General features: G+C 65.8%; 14 protein-coding genes. 6 read left to right on the forward strand and 8 right to left on the reverse strand.

Annotated elements, in window-relative coordinates; translation table 11 throughout:
• Positions 1 to 14 precede the first annotated feature (14 nt).
• Positions 15 to 647, forward strand: a complete 633-nt coding sequence (locus ACOI2T_RS12080; protein WP_421876619.1) for a YoaK family protein — start codon at positions 15 to 17, stop codon at positions 645 to 647.
• 101 nt (positions 648 to 748) lie between these two features.
• Here ACOI2T_RS12080 and ACOI2T_RS12085 read toward each other — a convergent pair whose 3' ends face one another.
• Genes ACOI2T_RS12085 through iolC form a run of 6 tightly spaced genes read right to left on the reverse strand, consistent with a single transcriptional unit; the run spans position 749 to position 7,399 of the window.
• Positions 749 to 1,780 (reverse strand): Gfo/Idh/MocA family protein, encoded by a 1,032-nt coding sequence (locus ACOI2T_RS12085; protein ID WP_409501389.1) that lies wholly within the window; start codon positions 1,778 to 1,780, stop codon positions 749 to 751.
• Positions 1,773 to 2,705, reverse strand: coding sequence for a sugar phosphate isomerase/epimerase family protein (locus tag ACOI2T_RS12090; protein WP_409501390.1), 933 nt, complete (start codon positions 2,703 to 2,705; stop codon positions 1,773 to 1,775). Before ACOI2T_RS12090 ends, ACOI2T_RS12085 begins: the two co-directional genes overlap by 8 nt.
• A gap of 11 nt (positions 2,706 to 2,716) precedes the next feature.
• Positions 2,717 to 4,666, reverse strand: coding sequence for a 3D-(3,5/4)-trihydroxycyclohexane-1,2-dione acylhydrolase (decyclizing) (gene iolD / locus ACOI2T_RS12095; RefSeq protein ID WP_409501391.1), 1,950 nt, complete (start codon positions 4,664 to 4,666; stop codon positions 2,717 to 2,719).
• A gap of 4 nt (positions 4,667 to 4,670) precedes the next feature.
• Positions 4,671 to 5,543, reverse strand: a complete 873-nt coding sequence (gene iolB / locus ACOI2T_RS12100; RefSeq protein ID WP_409501392.1) for a 5-deoxy-glucuronate isomerase — start codon at positions 5,541 to 5,543, stop codon at positions 4,671 to 4,673.
• Between the two features lie 4 nt (positions 5,544 to 5,547).
• The gene (locus tag ACOI2T_RS12105) at positions 5,548 to 6,429 is read right to left on the reverse strand and encodes a Cgl0159 family (beta/alpha)8-fold protein (RefSeq protein WP_409501393.1); all 882 of its coding nucleotides are present in this window, start codon (positions 6,427 to 6,429) and stop codon (positions 5,548 to 5,550) included.
• A complete protein-coding gene (gene iolC, locus ACOI2T_RS12110) occupies positions 6,422 to 7,399 on the reverse strand; it encodes a 5-dehydro-2-deoxygluconokinase (protein WP_409501394.1) in 978 nt (325 codons plus the stop codon). Before iolC ends, ACOI2T_RS12105 begins: the two co-directional genes overlap by 8 nt.
• 206 nt (positions 7,400 to 7,605) lie before the next feature.
• Between iolC and ACOI2T_RS12115 the strand changes: the two genes are divergently transcribed.
• From ACOI2T_RS12115 to ACOI2T_RS12130, 4 genes are all read left to right on the forward strand, one after another.
• Positions 7,606 to 8,343, forward strand: a complete 738-nt coding sequence (locus ACOI2T_RS12115; protein WP_067847272.1) for a GntR family transcriptional regulator — start codon at positions 7,606 to 7,608, stop codon at positions 8,341 to 8,343.
• Positions 8,344 to 8,571: 228 nt separating this feature from the next.
• On the forward strand, positions 8,572 to 9,558 hold the full coding sequence (locus ACOI2T_RS12120) for a substrate-binding domain-containing protein (protein WP_409501395.1): 987 nt from the start codon (positions 8,572 to 8,574) through the stop codon (positions 9,556 to 9,558).
• Between the two features lie 2 nt (positions 9,559 to 9,560).
• Positions 9,561 to 10,619, forward strand: a complete 1,059-nt coding sequence (locus ACOI2T_RS12125) for an ABC transporter permease (RefSeq protein ID WP_409501396.1) — start codon at positions 9,561 to 9,563, stop codon at positions 10,617 to 10,619.
• Positions 10,620 to 10,623: 4 nt separating this feature from the next.
• Positions 10,624 to 11,439 carry an ATP-binding cassette domain-containing protein gene (locus ACOI2T_RS12130; protein WP_067847263.1) on the forward strand — a complete coding sequence of 272 codons (816 nt, stop codon included), beginning with the start codon at positions 10,624 to 10,626 and terminating at the stop codon, positions 11,437 to 11,439.
• Positions 11,440 to 11,488: 49 nt separating this feature from the next.
• Here ACOI2T_RS12130 and ACOI2T_RS12135 read toward each other — a convergent pair whose 3' ends face one another.
• The gene (locus tag ACOI2T_RS12135) at positions 11,489 to 12,400 is read right to left on the reverse strand and encodes an AraC family transcriptional regulator (RefSeq protein WP_409501397.1); all 912 of its coding nucleotides are present in this window, start codon (positions 12,398 to 12,400) and stop codon (positions 11,489 to 11,491) included.
• 151 nt (positions 12,401 to 12,551) lie between these two features.
• Here ACOI2T_RS12135 and ACOI2T_RS12140 point away from each other — a divergent pair, with 151 nt between their 5' ends.
• On the forward strand, positions 12,552 to 13,634 hold the full coding sequence (locus tag ACOI2T_RS12140; protein ID WP_409501398.1) for an aldo/keto reductase: 1,083 nt from the start codon (positions 12,552 to 12,554) through the stop codon (positions 13,632 to 13,634).
• A gap of 11 nt (positions 13,635 to 13,645) precedes the next feature.
• Here ACOI2T_RS12140 and ACOI2T_RS12145 read toward each other — a convergent pair whose 3' ends face one another.
• The gene (locus ACOI2T_RS12145; RefSeq protein ID WP_409501399.1) at positions 13,646 to 14,173 is read right to left on the reverse strand and encodes a PaaI family thioesterase; all 528 of its coding nucleotides are present in this window, start codon (positions 14,171 to 14,173) and stop codon (positions 13,646 to 13,648) included.
• Between the last annotated feature and the right edge of the window lie 60 nt (positions 14,174 to 14,233).

Genomic DNA, 14,233 nt, shown 5'->3' on the forward strand with positions numbered 1-14,233 from the left:
TGCGACTGTGGTTGATGATGACGTTGACGTTCGTGACCGGTGCGCTCGATGCCGTCGGCTACCTCGGCCTCGACCGCATCTTCACCGGAAACATGACCGGCAACATCGTGATCCTCGGTATGGGCGTGGCGGCGGAAGACGATCTTCCGGTCGTCGGACCTCTGCTCGCGCTCGGTGCATACGTCGCGGGAGCGGCACTCGCGGGCCGCATCCTGCGCGAGTACTCCGGCGTGTGGCCGCCGGCCGTCACCAAGATCCTGCTCGGCAGCGCGGGAATACTGACCGCGGTCGGGGTGGCGATGGCAGTCTGGGATATCGCGGGCGCCGGGCCCGGTGGCATCGTGTGCGCGGGCACCATTGCACTGTTGATGGGCGCGCAGGCGGCGACCGCGCGGGTACTCGCGGTCACCGACATGACGACAGTGGTTGTCACGTCGACGATTACGGCGTACGCGAGCGAAACGCTCTTCATGCCCGGGTGGGCCTGGCTGAAACATCGACGGCTCTGGGCGATCCTGGCGATCTTCGCCGGCGCGCTCACGGGCGCCCTGATGATGAAGATCCACATCAGCATCCCGGTGTTCACCGCGGCCGCAGCCACGGCTGCCGTCGCGGTGATCGGACACCGCGGTTGGCTACAGGACTGAGCGGGCATCGGTCTCGAATGTGCGACTTCATACGCGGCTGACGGCGCGTCGCGTATGAAACCACACGGTCGGCGGCAGACCCGCACACTCGCGCTCGTGCGTCAGGCGCCGGGGATGGTGACACGGTCCACCATCGACACCTCGACGCGGTCACCGCTGTTGAGCGATTCGACCCCGGCGGCGCACACCGCTGCCGCGGCATAGCCGTCCCATGCCGTCGGGCCGTCGGTGTAGTCGCCGGTCGCAGCACCGGCTCTGACCGCATCGACCCAGCGCTGGAACTCGATGTCGTAGGCCAAGCCGAAGCGCTCACGGAAGCCCGGGGTGATCTGGCCGCCCCAGGTACCTGGCGCACCCTTGCGGATCAACCCGACATCGAGGCCGATGAAGGCCGATCCGTTCTCACCGACGACCTCGGTGCGTACCTCGTAACCGACGCCGGTGGTGACGAACAGCTCCACGTCGACGTGTTTACCCGACGCGGTTTGCATGATCGCGATCTGCGGATCCTGAATGCCAACGGGTGCACCGGGATTGGGTGCCGGCCGCAGGATCTGGATCGAGGTGATCTCCTCGTCGAACAGAAAACGCGTGACGTCGACCTCGTGGACGAGTGAATCCTTGACGATCATCGAACTGTCGAAGCTCGGTGGGACGGCCGGGTTGCGGTGTACACAGTGCAGCACGAGCGGCGTGCCGAATTCCCCTGCGTCGAGCAGGGATTTCAGCTGCATGTACTCGGGATCGAAGCGGCGCATGAAACCGACCTGGATGAGCCGGGTACCCAGTTCGGCCTCCCGGCGCACGACCTCGAGGGACGACTCGACGTCGGTGGTCAACGGCTTCTCGCACAACACCGGCTTGCGGTGTTCGAGACACGCGAGCAATTGCTTGTCGTGGGTCGGTCCGGGGGTGGCCAGCACGACGGCATCGACATCGGCGTCGGCGATCGCGTCGAGCGGGTCACCGATCACCCGGCAGCCCGGGATGCCCGCCGCGATCTGTTCGGCTTTCTCCGTGATGAAGTCGTTGACGACCGTCACCGTGGCCCCCGAGATGCGGGAAGTCAACCGCGACGCGTGATCGGCGCCCATGATGCCGACACCGAGGACGGCGACACGTAGATCAGACATGGTTCTCCTGTTCGGTCGGCAGGCCGAACTTCACCGACGGGACGCCGCACGACCCGAGGTAGGCGCGGGTGCGTTTGGCGATGGGCAGCGGAGCGTCGACGTCGCACGGATACATGTCCTGCTCGACGATCGCGAAGACGTCGATGCCGAGCTTCTCGACCGCGGCGAGCAGCGGTGGCATGTCCGGGATCCCGCGCGGCGGCTCGGTCATCGCGCCGAGCTTGACGGCCTCGCCGAAAGGCAGATCCTCGGCCTCGACCTTGGCCCGCACCTCCCGATCGACCTGCTTGAGGTGCAGATATCCGATCCGCTCCGGCGCCCGCTCGATGATCGCGATGTTGTCGCCACCGCAGTAGCTGATGTGTCCGGTGTCCAGGCACAGGTTGACGAACTCGCCGTCGGTGCCGTCGAGGAAGCGGTAGACGTTCTCCTCGGTGTCCACGTGGCTGTCGGCGTGCGGGTGGTATTGCGCACGCACACCGTACTTCTCGAACATCGCCTTACCGAGGTCGTTCATGCCCTGGGTCTTCTTCTTCCACTGCTCTGGTGTGAGGTTGCGGTCCTCCAGCACGGCGCCGGTCGCGGGGTCGCGCCACATCTCGGGAATCACGACGACATGCTTACCGCCCACGGCCGCAGTCAGTTTCGCGACATCTTCGATCTGCTTCCACACTGCCGACCACGAATCGTCCTGATGCAGATGCTCGAACACCGTTCCGGCGGACAGCTTGAGGTTGCGTGCCGCGAGCTCGTCGGCAAGCCGTTCGGGATCGGTGGGCAGGTAGCCGTAGGGCCCCAACTCGATCCATTCGTAGCCGGATGCCGCCACCTCGTCGAGGAATCGGGTGTAGGGCGTCTGCTGTGGATCGTCGGGAAACCAGACGCCCCACGAGTCGGGGGCGGACCCTACGAGAATTGTGCTCATCGGTTCTCTCTTCAGCGATCGGATGGATTGATCAGGGGGCGTTGGACTTTCTTCCACTCGGCGTAGCGCTGATAGGCGTCCTTGGTGGAATCCAGCGTCGATACTTCACTGACCGGGACGTCCCACCACGAGTGGCTGTCCGGCGCGAAAACAAGAGGATCGGTCTCGACGTAGATGACCGTGGTGCGGTCGCTCGCCTTCGCGGCCTTGACGGCGTCGGCGAACTCGGCTGCTGTGCCGGCCTTGATGACGTCGGCGCCCAGGCTGGCGGCATTGGCCGCCAGGTCCACCGGGAGCTTGGCGCCGTCGAGGCGGCCATCGGCGCCGCGGTACCGGTAGGCCGTGCCGAAACGTTGCGAGCCCACCGACTCCGACAGTCCGCCGATCGACGCGAATCCGTGGTTCTGCACCAGGACGGGAATGACTTTGACGCCCTCCTGAACGGCGGTGACGAGCTCGGTGGCCATCATGAGATAAGAACCGTCGCCGACCATGATGAACACGTCGCGATCCGGGGCGGCCATCTTCACGCCGATTCCGCCGGCGATCTCATATCCCATGCACGAGTACCCGTATTCGACGTGATAGCCCTTGCGGTCGCGGGTCCGCCACAGTTTGTGCAGATCGCCCGGCATGGAGCCGGCCGCGCACACCACGACGTCCGCCGGCTCGGACAACGTGTTGACGAGGCCGATCACCTGGTTCTGATTGAGTGCCACACCGTCCTCGGTGGCGTAGGCCGCCGACACGGTGTCGTCCCATTCCTTGGCGAGTGTGGCCGTGCGCGTGCGGTATTCGTCGCTGACGGCGTAATCGTCCAGTGCGGCGCTCAGCGCGTCGAGCGCCTCCCGCGCGTCGGCGACCACGCTGATACCGCCCTGCTTCACCGAATCCAGTGACGCGACATTGATGTTGACGAACCGGACGTCGGAATTGTTGAACGCAGTGCGGGATGCCGACGTGAAATCGCTGTAGCGCGTGCCGATCCCGATGACGACGTCGGCCTCGGCCGCCAGCGCGTTGGCGGCAGTGGTGCCGGTCGAGCCGATCGCGCCCACCGACTGTGGATGATCGAACCGCAGTGAGCCCTTGCCCGCCTGGCTCTCGCCGACGGGAATACCGGTCTGTTCGCAGAACGCGGCCAGGGCTTCGGTGGCGCCGGAGTAGATGACACCACCGCCTGCCACGATCAGGGGCTTGGTGGCCGAGCGGATGACGTCGGCCGCGTTGGCGATCACCGCGCGTTCAGGCAGCGGACGGGCCACATGCCAGGTGCGTTCGGCGAACAGGGACTGCGGCCAGTCGTGCGCCTCGGCCTGCACGTCCTGCGGTATGGCCACCGTTGCCGCACCGGTTTCGACGGGATCGGTCAGCACCCGCATGGCGCCGAGCAGCGCCGCCGGAAGCTGCTCGGGTCGCCACACCCGATCGAAGTATCGCGACAACGGCTTGAAGGCATCGTTGACCGTGACGTCGCCCGACGAGGGCAGCTCGAGTTCCTGCAACACGGGCGCGCTCACCCGCGTGGCGAAGGTGTCGGCGGGCAGCAGCAGCACCGGCAGGCGGTTGATCGTCGCCAGTGCCGCGCCGGTCAGCATGTTGGTGGATCCGGGCCCGACGCTGGCGGTGACCGCCCAGGTCTGCAGGCGATCTTTCTGCCGGGCGTAGGCGACGGCACTGTGCACCATGGCCTGCTCGTTGCGGCCGAGCACATACTTCAGGCCGGGCTCGCGGCCGGCCTCGTGGGCCTCGACCTCGTCCTGCAACAGGGCCTGGCCGAGCCCCGCCACATTGCCGTGGCCGAAGATTCCGAAACAGCCCGCGAAGAACTTGGACCGCTCGCCGTCACGTTCGACGTACTGGTTGGCCAGGAACCGAACGGTGGCCTGCGCCACGGTGAGTCGCACGGTGGGCTCGGTGTCGACGAACTTCTCGGTCGACTTCGGTGCGGTGGAGACCATCCGGTCAGGCTCCTTTACGAGGTTGGTGCAGGGGGAGACGTGGATCGATGTCCTGGCCGTCCCAGGTGCCCCGCAGCCACGTATGTTCGGGATCGTCGACGATCTTCCAGGCCCGTTCGGCGCCCGGCCCGGCCATCACGTTGAGGTAGTACATGTGGTAGCCGGGTGCGGCGACCGACGGGCCGTGGTATCCGTGCGGCACCAGCACGACATCACCGGTGCGGACCTCTTCGAGTACCTCGATCGGGCGGTCGGGGGTGCCGTACACCCGGTGATAGCCGAAACCTCTTGATCCGTCGGGACCTTCGGCGATCTCGAAGTAGTAGATCTCTTCGAGCGCGGTCTGCGTCGGCGTGTTTTCGTCGTGTTTGTGCGCGGGATAGCTCGACCAGTTCCCACCGGGTGTGATGACCTCGCACGCGATCAGCGAATCGGCCTCGAACGTGTCGGCGGTGCCGAAGTTGTGCACCTGACGGCTGCAGTTGCCCGCACCACGCAGTTCGAGCGGTACGTCTGCCGCAGCGACCCGCCGGTTGGGAAAGGACCGCTTGGCCCGTGCCCCGCAGATCGCGAAGCGCCCGCCGCCGGACAACACGTACTCCTGGTCGATGCCGACATACACCATGTCGGCTGGGCCGTCGAAAACCGATGCGCGCGGGGACAGTTCGAACGTCTCACCGCCGCAGCCGACGGTGCCCCCGCCGGTCAGCGGCAAGATCATCACTTCCGTTCCGCCGGTGTGAAGCTCGGCGGTCTGCGAGTCGTCGAGTTCAAGGACCCGCAACGAGGACTCGGTCCAGCCTGCACTTTCCGGCGTGACGTCGACGGTGAACGGTAGCTCAGCGCTGCGGGCCGGGATGTAGAGCTTCGAATGCATTCGGTCACCTCACCAACTTGACGGCGGTCGAAACGGCCGAGCTCACATCGTCGTCGGCCGGGTACAAGAGGGTGCGTCCGACGATCAGGCCGCGCACCGACGGCAGCGCCAGCGCCTTCTCCCAGCTGGCGAATGCCTCGTCCGGATCGGTCGGGTCGCCGCCGAGCAGCAGCGTCGGCAGGGTGGTCGCGTCCATCACCCGGTCCATCTCCTCGACGACCGGCAGTTTCATCCAGGTGTAGGCCGAGGTCGAGCCGAGCCCCTGGCCGATGTGGATGGACTTGATCACCGCGTCGGCGGTCAGGTCGTTGCGCACCTTGCCGTTCACGCGCCTCGACAGGAACGGTTCCACCATCGCCATCAGTCCGTGGGCGGCGAGCTCGTCGACGGCCTGCGCGCACGCCGCGAGCGTCGACACGGTGCCCGGATCCTCAAGGTCGATGCGGCACAGCATCTTTCCGCCGTTCATGCGGGCGGCCGCGGTCGAAGCGGCGGTGGCGCCGGTCATCCGGTCGTCGAGCTCGAACGCCGAACCCGCGAGCCCGCCGCGGTTGAACGACGAGATCACCACCTTGTCGTCGAGCGCGCCCAACAGCAGCAGGTCGTCGAGGATGTCGGCGGTCGCCAGCACGCCGTCCACCCCCGGGTCGGCCAGTGCGGTGCACAACCGGTCGAGCAGGTCGGTGCGGCTGTTCATCGCCGTCGGCCGGGAACCGACCGCGAGGGCACCCCGGGCGGGGTGATCGGCTGCGACGATCATCAGCCTGCCGTCACCACGCACGGTCGGGCGCGTGGCTCGCTGCTGCCACGCCCGCGCCACCGCGTCGGGATCACCCGCGCGGACAGCGGTGATCTCTGCGTAGTTGGTGCACACGGCGTTAGACATTGACGGCCTCCACGGCGGTTTGTTCGGCGAGACTTGCAACCTCCGCGGCGGTCGGCATCGCGGTCGAGCATTCGAGCCGGGACGCGACGATCGCCCCGGCAGCGTTGGCGTAGCGCAGCGTCTTCTCCAGCGGCCAGTTGTGCAGCCAGCCGTGGATGAGGCTGCCGCCGAAGGCATCTCCGGCGCCGAGGCCGTTGACGACGTCAACCTCGTTGGGCGCTACGGTGACCGAGCTGTGCCGGGTCTTGCCCAGCACGCCGCGCGGCCCCTGCTTGACGATCGCGAGCTCGACACCGAGATCGAGCAGTGCTTCGGCGGCGCGGTGGGGGTTGGTCTCGCCGACCGCGATCTCGCATTCCTCGCGGTTGCCGACGGCGACCGTCACATGCTGTAGCGCGCGTTGCACCTGTTCGGTGGCCGCGGCCGGGGTCTCCCAGAACATCGGCCGGTAGTCGAGGTCGAGCACGGTCAGCGGCGCCCTTGCCCGCGCCTCCCAGGCGGCGAAATGTGCACTACGGCTGGGTTCTTCGCACAGCCCGGTGACCGTCGACCAGTACAGCCGGGCGTTGCGCACGGCCTCGGTGTCGATCTCGTCCGGCTGGATCTGCAGATCGGGCGCGGACGGCTTGCGGTAGAAGTACAGCGGGAAGTTGTCGGGCGGGAAGATTTCGCAGAACGTCACGGGCGTCGGATAGGCATCGTGCGTCGTGACGAACCGGTTGTCGACGCCCAGGGCGGCGAGTTCGTTACGCACGTACCGGCCGAACGGATCGTCACCGACTCCCGAGATCAGCGCGCTGCGGTTCCCCAGCCGCGCCGCGGCGACCGCGACGTTGGCGGCGCTGCCGCCCAGGAACTTGCCGAAGGATTCGACATGTTCGAGCCCCACTCCGATCTGCAGCGGGTACACGTCGACGCCACAGCGCCCGATGGCGAGAACGTCGAAATCCTGGTTGGGGGTATCGGTCACGGTATGACTCCCGGGTGCGGTGTGCGTATGTGGCTGGCAGATGCGGAGCGGCGACGAACGCGCCTGGCGTCGATGTCGACTGTGCGCCCCGTCACCGGTCGCTGTCAAGACTTTGTTCGGACATTCTTACTTGCCGTCATTTGCATGTACCCTATGTCACTACTCCACGCAAACCGGGCGCGGAGCACCCGAGGATCGGAGCGAGAGTGACCCCGACGCTGTCCGTCGAACTCGACCGTTCGAGTCCGGTGCCGCTGTACTTCCAGGTTGCCCAGGTCTTCGAAAAGGCCATCCTCGATGGACAACTCAAGCCGGGGGACCGGTTCGAGAACGAGCTCGCGTTGGCCAGTCGGCTCAACTTGTCGCGCCCGACCACCCGGCGGGCCATCCAGGAACTCGTCGACAAGGGACTACTCGTCCGCAAGCGCGGGGTGGGCACGCAGGTGGTGCAGACACCGGTCCACCGGCCCGTCGAGCTGACGAGCTTGTACGACGATCTGGCGCGCGGCGGCCAGGAGCCGGCCACCAAGGTGCTCGAGTACAGCGTCGGTCCGGCCACCGACGACATCGCCGAGCGGCTCAACCTCACACCCGGGGCCGAGGTCGCCAGGATGCGTCGGCTGCGCACGTCGAACGGCCAGCCGCTGGCGCTCATGACGAACTATCTGCCGGCGGCATTGGCGCCCGACGAGGACGAGCTGGAACGGGCCGGGCTCTACCAGTCGCTGCGCACCCGCGGGGTGCACATCCGGCTGGCCCGGCAGCGGATCGGTGCCAAGGCCGCCGACCGCGACGAGGCGCGGCTGCTCGATGAGAAGCCGAAGGCCCCGCTGCTGGTGATGGAACGGACCGCGTTCGACGATTCTGGCCGCATCGTGGAGTACGGCAGCCACGCGTACCGCGCATCGCGGTACTACTTCGATACCACCCTCGTCGATCGGTAAGCACCTCTAAGGGATTATCTGCCAATGGCTTTCGCTCCGTGCACCCGAACTCTCGAGATGGTGGCCGGCGCGGTGTCCGGTCCGTCCGCGATTTGATATGCAGTCCTAATGTCCGAACAAAGTCTTGACTTTCCGATGTGAGCGGTATTACATCAGGGACGAGGCCGTGCCGCTTGTCACTGGACTCCAGGCGGACAAGCACCGGTGACGTCGAGGCAAGGAGAAACAATGAGGTTGAGTCGGCTCGTGGCGGTCGCCGGGGCGAGTGTGCTCCTGTTGGGCGCCAGCGCGTGCTCCAGCACCGGAGGCAAGCCGGAGAGCAGCGGCGGCGGCACGGATGCGGGTACGGCCGACACCCCGCGGATGACCATCGCGATGATCACCCACGAGGTGCCGGGCGACTCCTTCTGGGACCTGGTACGCAAAGGCGCCGAGTCCGCGGCCAAGAAGGACAACATCGAGCTGCGCTACTCGAGCGATCCCGAGGCGCCCAACCAGGCCAACCATGTCCAGACCGCAGTGGACAGCGGCGTCGACGGCATCGCGGTGACGCTGGCCAAGCCCGACGCCATGAAGGCGGCCGTGCAGAACGCCGCGGCCAAGGGCATTCCGGTGGTCGCATTCAACGCCGGCCTCGATACCTGGCAGGGGATGGGCGTCAAGGAGTACTTCGGTCAGGACGGCTACATCGCCGGACAGGAAGCGGGCAAGCGGCTGGCCTCCGAAGGCGCCAAGAAGGTTGTCTGCGTGATCCAGGAGCAGGGCCACGTCGACCTCGAAGCTCGGTGCGCAGGTGTGAAGAACACGTTCCCCGCCACCGAGGTCCTCAACGTCAACGGCAAGGACATGCCGTCCGTCGAGTCGACGATCACCGCAAAGCTGCAGCAGGATCCCGCGATCGACACCATCTTGACGCTCGGCGCACCGTTCGCACTGACCGCCGTCCAGTCGGCGAAGAATGCCGGTAGCTCCGCCAAGATCGCGACCTTCGACACCAATGCCGCACTGGTCGATGCGATCAAGAACGGCGACGTCCAGTGGGCCGTCGACCAGCAGCCGTTCCTGCAGGGCTATCTGGCCGTGGACTCGCTGTGGCTCTACCTCACGAACGGCAATGTCATCGGTGGCAATCAGCCGACGCTGACCGGCCCGTCGTTCATCGACAAGTCGAATATCGATGCGGTGGCCGAGTATGCCAAGAACGGAACGCGTTGATGATGAGTACGCGGGCAGATCTCGACCTCGAGAGTCACAAGGTCGTTCACGACGAACGCGTCAAGGAACAGAACAAGCTGCAGCGCTTGATCATCCGCCCGGAGATGGGTGCCGCGGTCGGTGCCGTCGGAATCTTCGTCTTCTTCCTCATCGTCGCGCCGCCGTTCCGCTCGCCCGAGTCGCTGGCGACCGTGCTGTATGCCAGTTCGACCATCGGCATCATGGCTGTCGGTGTGGGGTTGCTGATGATCGGCGGCGAGTTCGACCTGTCGGCCGGCGTCGCGGTCACGACCAGTTCGCTGGCTGCGTCGATGCTCGCCTACAACCTGCACCTCAACCTGTGGGTGGGCGCGGCGCTGGCGCTCATCGTGTCGCTGGCCGTGGGTTTCTTCAACGGCTACCTCGTGATGAAGACCAAGATTCCGTCGTTCCTGATCACGTTGAGCACGTTCTTCATGCTTGCCGGAATCAATCTGGCGGTGACCAAACTGCTTTCGGGTCAGGTGGCCACCCCGAGTGTGTCGGACATGCAGGGGTTCGATTCGGGGCGGACGGTGTTCGCGTCGTCGATCTCGGTCGGACCGGTCGAGGTCCGGATCACCGTGTTGTGGTGGATCCTGTTCACGCTCATCGCGACGTACGTGTTGTTCAAGACCCGGGTCGGCAACTGGATCTTCGCGGTCGGCGGTAACCAGGACAGTGCCCGGGCGGTCGGTGTGCCGGTGACCAAGGTCAAGATCGGCCTCTTCATGGTGGTCGGGTTCTGTGCCTGGTTCGTCGGCATGCATCTGCTGTTCTCGTTCAACACGATTCAGTCCGGGCAGGGCGTCGGCAACGAGTTCTTCTACATCATCGCCGCGGTCATCGGTGGCTGCCTGCTCACCGGTGGGTACGGCACCGCGATCGGCACCCTGATCGGTGCGCTGATCTTCGGTATGACCAACCAGGGCATCGTCTACGCCGGATGGAACCCGGACTGGTTCAAGTTCTTCCTCGGCGCGATGCTGCTGTTCGCGGTGATCGCCAACAATGTCGTCCGCAATTACGCAGCGAAAAGGTAAGTGAATGAGCACAACTGCTGAAGCGCCGATTGCGGAGTCACCGTCGGGCGGCGAGGTGCCGCTGGTCGAACTGCGGAGTGTCGGCAAGAGCTACGGAAACATCATCGCGCTCAAGGACATCAACCTGCGCGTCGGTGCCGGCGAGGTGACCGGCGTGCTCGGTGACAACGGTGCGGGCAAGTCGACGCTGATCAAGATCATCGCCGGCCTGCACAAGCCGACCGAGGGCGAACTGCTCATCGACGGCAAGCCCACGGTGTTCGAATCGCCGAAGGACGCGCTGAAAGCCGGCATCGCCACGGTGTATCAGGATCTGGCGGTGGTGCCGCTCATGCCGGTGTGGCGCAACTTCTTCCTGGGCAACGAACTCCGCAAGGGCATTCTGAAGTCGCTGGACATCAATGGGATGCGCTCTACGACGATCTCGGAGCTGCAGAAGATGGGCATCGACCTGCCCGACGTCGATGCGCCGATCGGCTCGCTGTCGGGCGGGCAGCGTCAGTGCGTGGCGATCGCGCGGGCGATCTTCTTCGGCGCCCGCGTACTCATCCTGGACGAGCCGACGGCCGCGCTGGGTGTCAAGCAGTCCGGCATGGTGTTGCGTTACATCACCGCGGCCAAGGAGCAGGGCTTCGGGGTCATCTTCATCACCCACAACCCGCACCACGCGCACATGGTCGGCGATCACTTTGTCCTGCTGAACCGCGGCAGGCAGAAGCTGGACTGCACGTACGACGAGATCACGCTCGAGCATCTGACCCAGGAGATGGCCGGGGGCAACGAACTCGAGGCGCTGTCGCACGAATTGGGCCGCAAGTAGTTCTTCCGCGCCGAAACTACGCTTTGTGACGGATTCCGGCCGAATTCCGTCACAAAGCGTAGTTTCGGCGCGGTGGGTCGTCGCGCAACCGCGCGGCATCCTCACCAGGCGGTGCGCCGAACAGTCGCCGGTACTCGCGAGTGAACTGTGACGGACTTTCGTAACCCACCTCGTGTCCGACTCCTGCGATGTCACCAGGGCGAGCGACGAGAAGAGACCTGGCCTGCTGCAGGCGGATTCGCTTCTGGAACTGCAGCGGGCTCATCGCCGTCACCGCGCGGAAGTGGCGGTGAAAGGCCGACGTGCTCATACCGGACATCCTGGCGAGGTCCTCGATCCGCACCGGCGCGGCATAATTGTCCCGCATCCACCCGATGGCCCGATTCACCTGTGTCAGATAGCTGTCGGCAAGGCCGATCTGGCGGACGGTGTCACCGTGCGGCCCAGTGAGCAAGCGCCACAGGATCTCCTGCTCGATCAAGGGCGCGAGTACCGGTGCGTCTCTGGGGCGGTCGAGTAGCGCGAGAAGCCTGGCGACGGCGTCGAGCAGGTCTCGGTCGGCATCTCCGGTGGCGATCGCCGGACCGCTGCCCGCGACGCGCGCCGGCAGGTCCGATCCGGCCTGCAGCATCAGCGCGGCCAGGGCGGCTGGCCGCAGCACAAGCCCCATCGCCAGCGACGGTTGTGTCGGTGTTCCGAGGTAGTGGCCGGTGACCGGAAGGCTCGCGGCGACGAGCAGATACTGCCCGGCCCGATACTCGAACACTTCCTCGCCCAGATGGAGCCGTTTGCCGCCCTGTGCCATGACGACGAGCAGCGGTTCGGTCAGCGAGTAGTCGGGACTTGCCGAACCTCTGACCTTCGACAGCAACAGTCCGTGAATCGACGTGCCCATGTCCGGCCTGGCGTGTCGGTCGATGCGACGACACATCTCGGAGAGGAGATCGATGCGAGCGCGCATATCCGTAGGAAACCACGGCGGACGCCGGTCTCGGACCGATCCGATCGCATTGAGCAGGATCGTGCAAGAGCATGCGAGTAACGATCTACCGCGGGATCGGATCCTGAACTGTGATGGAGATGTCCAATTTCCTTCTCCAAAGGAGCCTTCAGTGCCGCTCGACAATTACCTCACCCTCGGCCGCTCGGGTCTTCGGGTCAGTCCCTTCGCGCTCGGTGCCATGACATTCGGAGAGGATCCCGGTGCCGCGGGTACGAGCGTCGAGGAGTCCGAGCGCATTCTCGCGGCGTATCTCGACCGAGGCGGGAACTTCGTCGACACCGCCAACTTCTACACCAACGGCCACTCCGAGAAGATTCTCGGCGACTTCTTCGGCCGCAGCCCCGGTCGGCGCCAACGCGTGGTGCTGGCGTCGAAGTTCTTCACCAACCTGTACCCGGGTGATCCCAACGGCGGTGGTGCGGGCCGCTCGGCGATCATCGCCCAGCTGCACGAGACCCTGCGCCGGCTCCAGACCGACTACCTCGACGTCTATTGGCTGCACAACTGGGATCGGCACACACCCGTCGAGGAGACCATGCGCGCCCTGGACGACCTGGTGCGCGCCGGCACCGTTCGCTATATCGGATTCTCGAACACGCCGGCCTGGTTCACCGCACAGGCGCAGACCATGGCACTGCTGCGGGGGTGGACACCGCTGATCGCTCTGCAGGTCGAATATTCTCTGCTGGCCCGCACCGTGGAGGGTGAGCTGGCACCGCTGGCGGCCGATCAGGGTATGGCCCTGGTGCCGTGGAGCCCGTTGAAGAACGGCTTTCTCTCCGGGAAGTACCGGCGCGGCGGCGAGGTGTCGGATTCGGCGCGCGCGGCCTATGTCGGCGGCCCCAGTGATGACCAGTTCACCGTCATCGAGACGGTGGACGCCATCGCCGCCGAGCTCGGAACCAGTTCTGCGGCAGTGTCCTTGGCGTGGTTGCGGGGACGGCCGGGCACCGTCGTCCCCATCATCGGGGCCAGGCGGCTCGCACACCTAGAGGCCAACCTCGCCGGTTTGGAGGTCGAGCTCACGGCGGAACAGTGCGACCGCCTGGACCGGGTGTCCGCGCCCGCGCTGAACTACCCGGCCGACCTCAACGGGGCCACGCGTGCCACCCTGCAGTTCGCCGGCACCACCGTCGACGGGCAGCCGTCCGGGGTTTACCCGCCGTTGCTGGCCGGCGTGGTCCGGTACTGAGCGCGGGTAGCTCAGAGGTCGAAGATCAGCAGCGAACTGGTCGCCGTTGCGATGACCGCGCCTGCGGCATCGGTGACGACACCCTCGGCGAAGCTGACGCGCGCACCGGACTTGACCAGGGTGCCGGTCGCCGTCAGCTCGCCGATACCCGCGCGAACGGCCTTGAGGTAGTTCACCTTGATCTCGATCGAGGTGTAACCCTTGCCGCAGGGTAGAGCGCTGTGCGCGGCACATCCCGTCACCGAATCGAGCAACGTGCACACCAGCCCGCCGTGTACGGAGCCGATCGGGTTGTAGGCGGATTCGTCCGGGGTGCAGGTGAACACCACGCGTCCCGGCTCCGCGGAGATCATCGCGAAATCCATCAGTCCGGCGATCGGCGGCGGCGACAGTGTGCCGTCGATCACCGCGTTCAGGTAGTCGACCCCGGCCATCGACAGGCCGATCGCGGTGGTCGGTGCGGGATCGTGCCAGCTGACGGTCTTGGTTCGTTTCTGGCCCCAGCCGTCGGTGTGCGCGTTGGTGAGCTCGGCGGTCATCGTTCCTCCATCCAGAGTCTGGGTTGACAAAACTATACTCAGAGGGTGATGGTGATCTGG

This window comes from Mycolicibacterium wolinskyi str. Jessa 2025 (assembly GCF_049241375.1).
Classification (GTDB): Bacteria; Actinomycetota; Actinomycetes; order Mycobacteriales; family Mycobacteriaceae; genus Mycobacterium; species Mycobacterium wolinskyi.